Origin of the sequence: Acinetobacter sp. AL9 (assembly GCF_041464035.1) — a bacterium.
Classification (GTDB): domain Bacteria; phylum Pseudomonadota; class Gammaproteobacteria; order Pseudomonadales; family Moraxellaceae; genus Acinetobacter; species Acinetobacter towneri.
Window position 1 is genome coordinate 1 of the sequence record NZ_JAYFSK010000084.1, and the last position, 7,239, is coordinate 7,239.

General features: G+C 37.2%; 4 protein-coding genes and 2 pseudogenes. 3 read left to right on the top strand and 3 right to left on the bottom strand.

Annotation, left to right across the window (positions count from 1 at the left end; genetic code table 11):
• Positions 1-110 (top strand): annotated as a pseudogene (locus tag ACEO2X_RS12780) (IS701 family transposase); the annotation flags it as partial.
• A gap of 173 nt (positions 111-283) precedes the next feature.
• Here ACEO2X_RS12780 and ACEO2X_RS12785 read toward each other — a convergent pair.
• Positions 284-1,385 (bottom strand): annotated as a pseudogene (locus ACEO2X_RS12785) (IS66 family transposase); the annotation flags it as partial.
• A 280-nt stretch (positions 1,386-1,665) separates the two neighbouring features.
• Between ACEO2X_RS12785 and ACEO2X_RS12790 the strand changes: the two are divergent.
• Together ACEO2X_RS12790 and ACEO2X_RS12795 are read left to right on the top strand one after the other, a co-directional pair.
• Positions 1,666-1,869: a hypothetical protein gene (locus ACEO2X_RS12790; protein ID WP_371972107.1), complete on the top strand. Its 204-nt coding sequence runs from the start codon at positions 1,666-1,668 to the stop codon at positions 1,867-1,869.
• Between the two features lie 1,795 nt (positions 1,870-3,664).
• Entirely contained in the window at positions 3,665-4,741 is a 1,077-nt protein-coding gene (locus ACEO2X_RS12795; protein WP_371972108.1) for a hypothetical protein, read from the top strand.
• 180 nt (positions 4,742-4,921) lie between these two features.
• Here ACEO2X_RS12795 and ACEO2X_RS12800 read toward each other — a convergent pair whose 3' ends face one another.
• Entirely contained in the window at positions 4,922-6,319 is a 1,398-nt protein-coding gene (locus ACEO2X_RS12800; protein WP_371972109.1) for a surface lipoprotein assembly modifier, read from the bottom strand.
• Positions 6,320-6,406: 87 nt separating this feature from the next.
• The coding region (locus ACEO2X_RS12805; RefSeq protein ID WP_371972110.1) for a factor H binding protein domain-containing protein at positions 6,407-7,239 on the bottom strand (833 nt) is incomplete at its 5' end.

A 7,239-nucleotide genomic window follows, 5' to 3' on the forward strand; every position in this document is an offset into this window, starting at 1 on the left:
AAAATGTATATCGTTGGCAGAAGAAATTATTTAGACCAATTATCAAAAGCTTCATTGATGACTTTATTCTCGATAAAAATCATCTGCTACCACAGAGAATCTTTAAATAATAGTGCGTAAGTCCTAGTATTGATATTTATTTTTAATAAAACGATTTTGCTAATCAATCTGAAGCCTAGACTCATTCTAGGCTTTTTTTATGTAATCACTTTCAATTAGCCATCATTAAGTATTTCTAAAATTAACATAATAGTAAGCGTCCGCTGAACCCCATACCTATTTTTTAATTTTGATCGGGTTGCCACTGGTGTGGCAGTAATTCTTCTATTTGGGTCACTTTATGTGTCGGTAACCTTTTCAGCACATCACTTAAATAGGCATACGGATCCAGTCCATTCAGCTTTGCTGACTGGATTAAAGTCATGATTCGCCGCTCGCTGACCACTGCGCAGTGAGCCAGCAAACAGCCAGTTCTTGCGTCCTAAGGCCCAAGGTCGCATCTGATTCTCGACCCAATTGTTGCAAATTGGTAGATTGCCATCATCCAGATAGCGGCTTAAGGCTGGCCAACGCTTCAGAGTGTAATTGATGGCCTTGGCGGTGGGAGAACTCGATGGCACCGTCAGATAATGTTGGTTGAGCCATTCATACAGTTGTTGCATCACCGGTTGGCTATGCTGTTGCCGGTATTCGCGGCGATGTTCTGCTGTACCATCGGTCTTTTTCCTGAGTTCGGCTTCTATCGCATACAGTTTCTGAATCAGCACTAAGGCCTGTTCAGCAACCTGACTTTTCCCAGTTACATGCAGTTCATGGAATTTACGACGTGCATGGGCCATGCAGCCCACCTCAATGACCTGGCCTGATTTAAAGCGTGCTTTATAACCACTGTAATCATCACAGACCAGATGACCCTGCCAGGTTTTCAGGAACTCTTCAGCATGCTGGCCAGAACGGCTATCCTGAAAGTCATAGATCACCGCCTGAACTGGATTGTACTGTGTGGTGGCATAGGCCCAGACATAACCTTTCTTCGGTTTTTTATCATTCTCACCCATCCGCATGATGGTGACTGGTGTTTCATCTGCATGCAGCACCTGCTGTTGCAGCACTACCTCTTTTAAGGCATTGGCCAGAGGTTCCAGTTCCACCCCGCAGCGGCCAATCCAGCCAGATAACGTTGATCTGGAAAGATCAATACCCGCCCGCTGATAGATCAGGCGCTGACGGTACAGGGGTAAATGATCAGCGTATTTGGAAACCAGCACATGGCTAAGCAGTTCAGGTGAAGCAATGCCTTTATCAATCACATAGGCGGGCATCGCTTGCTGAGTCAGGGTGTCGCACTGATCACAGACCCATTTGCCACGCATTGGTTTTCGCTTCGTTTCACTCGCTCAAACTCTATTGAATCTCGCTTTCGCTCGATTCGTAGGGGCAATTTTTAGTTAATATTCTTGTTACTTTAAGAAAAGGCAAAAGCAACTCGGAATTCGCTTCGCTCATAAGTTTTTTATGCTCGCTTCGCTCGGTCTAGGTGCAAAGATCAGCATGTGATCTACTTTCAATTTGTTGAAGCAAATATTTTAAAAAGCAGTTTTTCAGGGAGTCTAGGCGCAAATTTTCGTTGTGTCGCTCGTAGACACTCGCTAAAGAGGATCTGAGATGAGCAAAGATAAAAAAGATGAAGATTTGGTTTCTCTCTCGAGAAAGAACTTCAATAAACCACGATGGTTTAGAGCCAATGAAGATGGTGTCTTTTATGAAGTAACTTGGGAGGAGTTCTTTAAAAACCATGATGACCCAACAGGGTTAGAAGATTTTATGACAGATCGCGAGCAAGATACACCAAAAGATGTGGATTTATAGCGCATGGTTTGCTGTATTTGGCGTTTTATTGGTCATTCCTACTCCCTACCTATAGGGTTTGGCTTAAAGTGCCTTAAAACGCAAATGGTGAGCATTTAGACAACCCACCTCGTTTCGATATTCTGTTGGCAAGAATATCCGAGGGGGTCTAAAAAATGCTTATAACGTATGCACCGTAAAATTTTGTCGAAGTGCCGATTGCCAACCAACCAACACCAAACTTTAAAACGCTAATTTTATTCATAAAATCAGAAAATATTTATCCTATGGTGGATAACAACCTCGAAAAACTATGTCTTCAGAAGTTTAGTTTAGTCCGAGCGACCAACTCGAACAGCAGGGGAGACCAATCCCCATTTAACCTTTTTAATCCCCTGTGGCTTTAAATCCACAGCCTTCAAGCACTATGACCATGCAGGAAGTAACACACTCAACTACAGTCCCCTGTAGCCTCAACTCACTCTTTCGCAAAACCACGATTCCCTTAACAATGGATTTCTCCAAATGGTAGCTATGGTTTTTTAACCAACTTTTGATAAAACAACTCAAAAGAAAATTCATATTCATCATCAAGTTTATCTGCAATTATAGATCACTATCTATTTTACAAATAAAAACAATAACTTATTCAGAATTATTACAGTACAACTTCGGTAAAAAATCTACCTTATATGCGCTACTAAAGATCGCTCCAACACATCTATGCCGACAACTAAAAATTATTAGTTATTCAACAACTTAGGTGACAAAACCTAATGACATAAAAGTGCGTCCCAAGTTATCTAATGAAGTCTTAACAAGCAGTACGTTCATCCACTAACTTTTTAAACCTTTTCCTTGCTTTTCGGTACGCAGTTCCAAAATACCGATTACGCAGTTTAAAAAATATCATTATGGGTAGAACACTTACTTAGCACAGTCGATGAGGATCTCTCCCCACCTTTAACACGTTTAAGCTATACATCGACCTTTCGAGCCAAAATGGAATGTCATCACGACAAATTCACCACCTGACCAAAAAGTGCCACTCTCGCCAGCTTTCACCTTGATCGCCTGTACCCTCTCGAATACCGCAGAAGCCATCGTGTGTGCCACGCACCTCGCCAATCCCTTTCAGATCAGCGAAGAACGGTAGTTATTAACGCTACTCTCCATCTATGGATTTCACTCACTATTTCTTCAAAAGCAGGATTTCAGCCCTTTCAGCCTAGAATGGGGGCAAACCCATCCGCCACCTTTCGGTGATTCCGTTTCCTTGTCGCCCAACTTCAAGAACCAACAATGAAGTGGATTGAGTAGAATCGGAGGGTAGGCAAAAGCCACCCCTCATCAGCCCTCATCAGAACGTACCGAGCCACGGTTAAATGGCAGTCCGCTCCGTCAAGCAGTTTTCAGGCTGTCAACCTTTCCACTGTGAGCTGTTGAAATCAAAATTTTTAGTGTGCCTAACGGCACACTAAAAAACGGTTAGGTCTTTTAGGTGCGTTGGTCAGACACACTTCACAACTGATGAGAAAATCATAATGCACAAAAAATATGCTGTCTAGGTGCGTTCGCATGGAACTACTTATTACCCTCTTACAAATACCATCTAGAAGTCCTTAAAACTTGCTTCGCAAGTTCACTATAGCTTCGCTATGGAAAAAGCAAAAAATAGCTCAAAACCAAAAATCCTTTTACTCAATTACAATGCTAGTTTTTGATCAAAAAACAGCGTATTTTGTGATTTAACCCTTGATAACAATTATTGGAAATATTTTGGATGATAATTTTTAGTCCACATACAAAATTTACAATGCAACGGCTCGCTGACCACGTTGCTAATGGTGCGTATTTTTATTTCGGCTTTGAGTACGACAGTTCTAAAAAATCTATTGAATCAGTTTTGGAGAAGATGACAGAGCGTTATGAATTGGGGATTTCACCAAGACAGCGTTCTTACCGCCTAGAAAAGGGTCATCCTATTTGCACGATGATCGTACAAAGAGATGTTTTTAATGAAAATAAATGGTTTATATATTGCTTATTCACGACACCTACAAGTAGGGATTTCAATACTTTCAACGGTATCGAGAGCAATAAACTTGCGAAAGAGTCGGAGCGTTTAAAGATCGAGAAACTAAAAGAGAAGTACAAAGGCTTTAAGTGGGATCTCGATTCAATTTCAGCAGAAAAGACCTTGATTGCAGACTACTTCAAAGATAATGAGCCAAAACAATTTGTCTTAAAAAATCCAATTGCTGTCAAACCTACTGCCCTGGTGACTATGGAGCTTTTTAGAGATACGCATAAGACTTATAAACAGCTCATCTTGGGTGATGAAAAAGACTACAAAGACCGAGTAAGGGCTTATACGTGGACTTGGCGATATACAAAGCAAAGTATTGAAAAAATTAAAACTAAATTTACTGATTCTATTAATAAATTGGCTAGTCAAAAAAATAGTTCTCTAGCAGAGAAGAACCGAGCCGACATTAAAAATCTATTCCTGATGGTTGAAACATGGTCTGTTTTCAAAGCAAGCCGTTCCCAAGCAGGGCAGATTATCCATTTTGCACAGCGTTTTTTAAAGTACAGGTCTAAGAAGCAGAAAACATGGATGCAGATGGAAATTGCTCCACCACACTTGACCTATCTACCACGATTGCCGACCTATGCGGATACGATCTATGAATATAATTACAGACGTAATCTTTTTGATGAATATGGTGTGGAAGTGCCTTTGAAACTCATTAAAGACTACTATGGTGGTGGCTATTACAACATACCGATTCAAGCCTATGTAGCTAAAGAATTAGAAATGCGTGAGAATGGCAAAGCCATTGCTCAAAAAGCAGATGAGCTTTACTTACAAGTGCTTGAAAATGAGTAAATCCGCTAAGAGAAGCTATTAAATACGGACTTTGAATAGGTTTTAACATGTAATTTTCGTATAAGAGATTTTATGTTAAATAACGATTTATTGATCATAAGCCATCATTTCTTCAGTTAAATGCTTGAATAGCCATTTTATTCGATATTTCCTCTTTAAATTCGATAGAATTCTAATTATTTAAAAAGTTTTATCTATCGTCAAAAAAAAGGAACTATTATTGCGTGTATATAGTTCTAGGTTGCTATCAATATTTTGATATTTATAGTTTAATTTTGGAGTAAAGTTTTTCCATTGGATTTTATTCTGCCAAACTGTCATAGTAGTTTCATAGATTTTATCTTTTCTTTTTTCATTATACCAAAAGTTTTCATCTTCAAAATTTCGATTCGCATAACGTAAATCAGCTCGAATATTTAAAAAGTTATTGGTATGAATCGTACCAAATCTTAAACCAGTACTCTGAGATGACTCTGATTTATCTTTTAAATGATCTTGCATCGCATCAAGTCCACTATAAAGAATAAAATTCAGCTTTGGCTGATAAATCATGAGTGCGACTTGGCTATTGGTGTAACCATTGTATATTTCTGATAAAGTTTCATCTCGATATTTTCTTTTTATATGGCTCAAGTTAGTAGATATCTGATATTTATCTAATATTTTTGTATTAAAATCAAAAATAATACCGTAATTAGAATTATAATGTTCATTCCCAAGTTCATTTTGCTCTATAAATGGAGTGATTCCCCAAGTACGTTTAAAATTCTTATTTTTATAACCAATATCTAATCTATAGGTCTGCTCGTTATAGTCTTTATTATCCCAATAATAGAGGCCATCAATTGTAGTACTTATATTTATATAATTATTTTTACTTATATTAGTATCTTTAGATAAATTTATATTATAACCAAAACCTTCTGCTTTCTGTGGTAAATCTTCCTCACTACGAATAAAAGTGGCATTACCAATAGTAATGATTTTTAAATCAGATGTCTGATTTACATTATCAGTTTTTTCATAATTAAAATTTAATGCTGTATTCCATTTTTCAGATCGATTAATCGTTAATAAAATTTGATTAACGAGGGTTTGCATTTGAGGAGTTAATGTGTTTTTTACAGTTTCAAACTCTGATTTTGCTTCTTTATAGCGTTGATCTTGAAATAGCATCATAGCTAAGTCAAATCGAGGATAAGTTAAATCTGGATTCTTATATAGGAGCGACTGATATAGCTCAATGGCTTCGTTTCTATTACCTTTATTGTAATAAAGAGCACCTAATCCATATTGATAGAGTATTTCATCATAGTTATCTGTTTTTTTATATCGTGTTAAACATATATCTAGACTGTTCCAATCTTTTTCCAGAATAGATAAGTTGATACATTCAGAGGGATCAACATCCATGTCTGATATACCAATAGAGAGATTCTTTTTTTCAGGAGTTATTAATAAGTCAGGTTTAATTTCAGGTTTTTTTTCAAAAAATAGAGGTTGTGTATTTTTTATTTCATCTGCAAATGAGTATGAATGAAAAAGAAAAAGAAAAGGTAAATAATATTTAAATGACATCAAATTAAACCAGTAAAGATATTTATTAAGAAAGCCGTTTGAGATCACTCAAACGGCTTATTTAGAATTTAGTTTTTCTAGATTCTATTATTTAATTTCACCACGAGTACCACCAAAACCTACGGTGTCTTTGCCATTAAAGACGACTTTACCTGCAATCTCTTCAGCTTTTTTACCATAGAAATCTAGAGAGTAAGTACCTGATTTATATAATTGAGTCGCTGTAGAGTTAATCCCTGTTCCTGATTTATATAATTGAGTCGCTGTAGAGTTAATCCCTGTTCCTGATATAGATCCTTGCTCTAAGTTAATAGTATCTCCTAGACCTGTGATTAAGCCAGAGCCAATACGGTCTGTGAAATTAACAGTATAGTTTAATTGACCTTTATGTATTTCAGATATTTTAGAAATACTCGGTAATCCATTTGAATAATCAATATTAGTTTCATTTGAATAGGTGCCATTAAAAGCCAAACCTGTATAAGTTGCACTACCTAAAGTAGGTATATCAGCTATAGCAGTTTTTAAACCCTTAATATCAATATTCGATATCCTATTGTCTAAAGTGATCTCTGCTGTTTTATTGTCGTAAGAGATATCTCCAGTATAGTTACCTAATACAACTGAGTATGGTTGATTATAAACCACTGATTGACTACGTGATTCGGATGTAAGGTTATTACTAATATTTGAACTACTAGCCCTAGTATTAGCAGTAATTGTATTTATCTGATAGGCTCCTTCACCAAAACCTTTAGCATTCGCAATTTCAACAGCTAAAGCAGCTTTTTCATTTGCAGCGACGATGGTGTCTAGAGCTGTTTGAGCATTTTGAGAGGTTGCTTCTTTATTGGCATCTGCATATGCAGCGGCTTGAGCATCAGTAAGCCCAGCAGCTTTCGCTTTAGCCACAAGAGCAA

What these genes read in the sequence shown, in the direction of transcription:
- ACEO2X_RS12800 (WP_371972109.1), bottom strand. Translation starts at nt 6,319, where the DNA reads ATGTCATTTAAATATTATTTACCTTTTCTTTTTCTTTTTCATTCATAC.
- ACEO2X_RS12795 (WP_371972108.1), top strand. Translation starts at nt 3,665, where the DNA reads ATGCAACGGCTCGCTGACCACGTTGCTAATGGTGCGTATTTTTATTTC.
- ACEO2X_RS12790 (WP_371972107.1), top strand. Translation starts at nt 1,666, where the DNA reads ATGAGCAAAGATAAAAAAGATGAAGATTTGGTTTCTCTCTCGAGAAAG.